4 protein-coding genes are annotated in these 2,557 nt (G+C 68.5%); 3 read left to right on the forward strand and 1 reads right to left on the reverse strand.

Annotation, left to right across the window (positions count from 1 at the left end):
* Positions 1 to 23: 23 nt before the first annotated feature.
* Positions 24 to 488 (reverse strand): transcriptional regulator NrdR, encoded by a 465-nt coding sequence (gene nrdR, locus FFS27_RS31525; RefSeq protein ID WP_003107181.1) that lies wholly within the window; start codon positions 486 to 488, stop codon positions 24 to 26.
* A gap of 185 nt (positions 489 to 673) precedes the next feature.
* Between nrdR and FFS27_RS31535 the strand changes: the two genes are divergently transcribed.
* The 3 genes from FFS27_RS31535 to trxA all read left to right on the forward strand — a co-directional run.
* Positions 674 to 1,144, forward strand: a complete 471-nt coding sequence (locus FFS27_RS31535) for a YbaY family lipoprotein (RefSeq protein WP_003132387.1) — start codon at positions 674 to 676, stop codon at positions 1,142 to 1,144.
* A complete protein-coding gene (locus tag FFS27_RS31540; RefSeq protein ID WP_004355506.1) occupies positions 1,141 to 1,803 on the forward strand; it encodes a class I SAM-dependent methyltransferase in 663 nt (220 codons plus the stop codon). The genes FFS27_RS31535 and FFS27_RS31540 overlap by 4 nt, the downstream gene beginning before the upstream one ends.
* A 71-nt stretch (positions 1,804 to 1,874) precedes the next feature.
* A partial coding sequence (trxA, locus tag FFS27_RS31545; protein ID WP_137952487.1) for a thioredoxin occupies positions 1,875 to 2,557 on the forward strand: 683 nt, incomplete at its 3' end.

The following is a 2,557-nucleotide window of genomic DNA, read 5'->3' on the forward strand; positions in this document are numbered from 1 at the left end:
CATGTACAGCGGGTCGGCGGCGTTCATTCCTTGGCCGGCTCGCGGGCGAGGCGTTCGATCTCCTCGCGGAATTCGTTGAGGTCCTGGAAGCGCCGGTAAACCGAGGCGAAGCGGATGTAGGCGACTTCGTCGAGCTTCTGCAGCTCGGCCATCACCAGTTCGCCCAGCACCCGCGACTTGATCTCGCGCTCGCCGGTGGCGCGCAACTGGTGCTTGATGTGGCCGATGGCCGCTTCCAGGCGCTCGACGCTGACCGGACGCTTCTCCAGGGCACGCTGCATGCCGGCGCGCAGCTTGTCCTCGTCGAACGGCTGGCGGCTGCCGTCCTGCTTGATCAGGCGCGGCATGACCAGTTCGGCGGTCTCGAAGGTGGTGAAACGTTCGCCGCAGGCCAGGCACTCGCGGCGCCGGCGCACCTGATCGCCCTCGGCGACCAGTCGCGAGTCAATCACTTTGGTGTCATGGGCACCGCAGAAGGGACAATGCATGGTGCTGATACAGGCGTAGCTGAAGGAAGCCGCATGGTAGCGCATCCGCGCCCGACCGAGCACCCGCAGAATCGACCGGCGCCGGCACGATGGGAGAGGCGGGAAGAATCGGACGTTGCGGCCTACGCGAAGCGCGACAAGAATCACACTTTGCGCTATACAAGCGCCGCCCGGATTCCACCGCTATGGAGCAGCCCATGACCCTGCGCTCGATCGCCCTGCTGGCCGTCCTTCTCCTCGCCGCTTGTTCCAGCGACAAGCCGAAGCCTGCGCCAACGCCGCAAGCTTCGCGCAGCGTGACCATGGTCGAGCCGGTGCTGCCGGCCCACCTGCGCGAGCTGAGCGGAACGCTGAGCAGCATCCAGGGCAGCCTGCCACGCGGCAGCGAGGTGCAGATGGCACTGCTGGTGATCGACGAGCGCGACCGCCCACAGCGGCTGCTGGCCAGCGAGACGGTGCTGGCCACCGGCGAACTCATGCCCTTCCGCCTGCCGTTCAACCCCGAGTCCTTCCCGCCGGCCGGTGGCGCGCTGCGCGTCGAACTGCACGCGCGGGTGATCCAGTCCGGCCAGTTGGCCTGGCGCCTGCATCCGTTGCGGATCGCCCAGCCGACCACCCAGTCCCTCGGCGAACTGCGCCTGGTACGCGCGCCGTGACGGCACCCCAAGCCCTGACCCAGGCGCTGGGCGAGCTGCTCGGCGACGCCCGGCTCAGCGCCACCGCGCTGCCCGGCACCGACCTGCGCCTGTGGCTGATCGACGCGCAGAACATGGACCGCCAGTTCAACCCGGAGGAAACCCGCCGCATCCTCGAAGAGCCGCCGTACTGGTGCTTCTGCTGGGCCAGCGGGCTGGTCCTGGCGCGCTGGCTGGCGGAGCGCCCGCAGTGGGTCCGCGACAAGCGCGTGCTGGACTTCGGTAGCGGCTCCGGGGTGGCGGCGATCGCCGCGGCCCGAGCCGGCGCCGCCGAGGTGGTGGCTTGCGACCTGGATCCCCTGGCGCTGGCAGCGAGCCGGGCGAACGCCGAACTGAACGGAGTGGAGCTGAGCTATTCGGCGGACTTCTTCGCCGAGGACGATCGCTTCGACCTGATCCTGGTGGCCGACGTGCTCTACGACCGCGCCAACCTGCCGCTGCTCGACCAGTTCCTCAGCCGCGGCCGCCAGGCGCTGGTCGCCGACTCGCGGGTCCGTGACTTCCGTCATCCGCTGTACCGGCGCCTGGACGTGCTCGACGCCTGTACCTGGCCGGACCTCGCCGAGCCCGCCGAATTCCGCCTGGTCAGCCTGTATCACGCCGAACGCGGGCAAGCCTGAGGCACGGGCTTGTTTGCGCGCGGCGCGCCCCCACTTATAGTGGTCACCACCTTGCGTTTCCGAGAATCGACATGAGCGATACGCCCTACATCTTCGACGTCACCGGCGCCAACTTCGAGCAGTTGGTCATCGAGAACTCGTTCCACAAGCCGGTCCTGGTGGACTTCTGGGCCGACTGGTGCGCCCCGTGCAAGGCGCTGATGCCGCTGCTGGCGCAGATCGCCGAGTCCTACCAGGGCGAATTGCTGCTGGCCAAGGTCAACTGCGACGTCGAGCAGGACATCGTGATGCGCTTCGGCATCCGCAGCCTGCCGACCGTGGTCCTGTTCAAGGATGGCCAGCCGGTCGACGGTTTCGCCGGTGCCCAGCCCGAATCGCAGATCCGAGCCCTGCTCGAACCCCATGTGAAAGCACCGGCGCTGCCTGACGAAGACCCGCTGGAAGTGGCCCAGGCGCTGTTCGCCGAAGGCCGCATCGGCGACGCCGAAGCGACCCTGAAAGCCCTGCTGGCGGAGAACAACGACAACCCCGCGGCGCTGATCCTCTACGCCCGCTGCCTGGCCGAGCGCGGCGAACTGGAAGAGGCGCAGGCCATCCTCGACGCGGTGAAGAGCGACGAGCACAAGCAGGCCCTGGCCGGCGCCCGCGCGCAACTGACCTTCCTGCGCCAGGCTGCCGACCTGCCCGACAGCGCAGAACTGAAGAGCCGCCTGGCGGCCGATGCCGGCGACGACGAGGCAGCCTACCAGTTGGC

The organism is Pseudomonas sp. 2VD (genome assembly GCF_005503585.1).
In the GTDB taxonomy this organism is placed as follows: domain Bacteria; phylum Pseudomonadota; class Gammaproteobacteria; order Pseudomonadales; family Pseudomonadaceae; genus Pseudomonas; species Pseudomonas aeruginosa.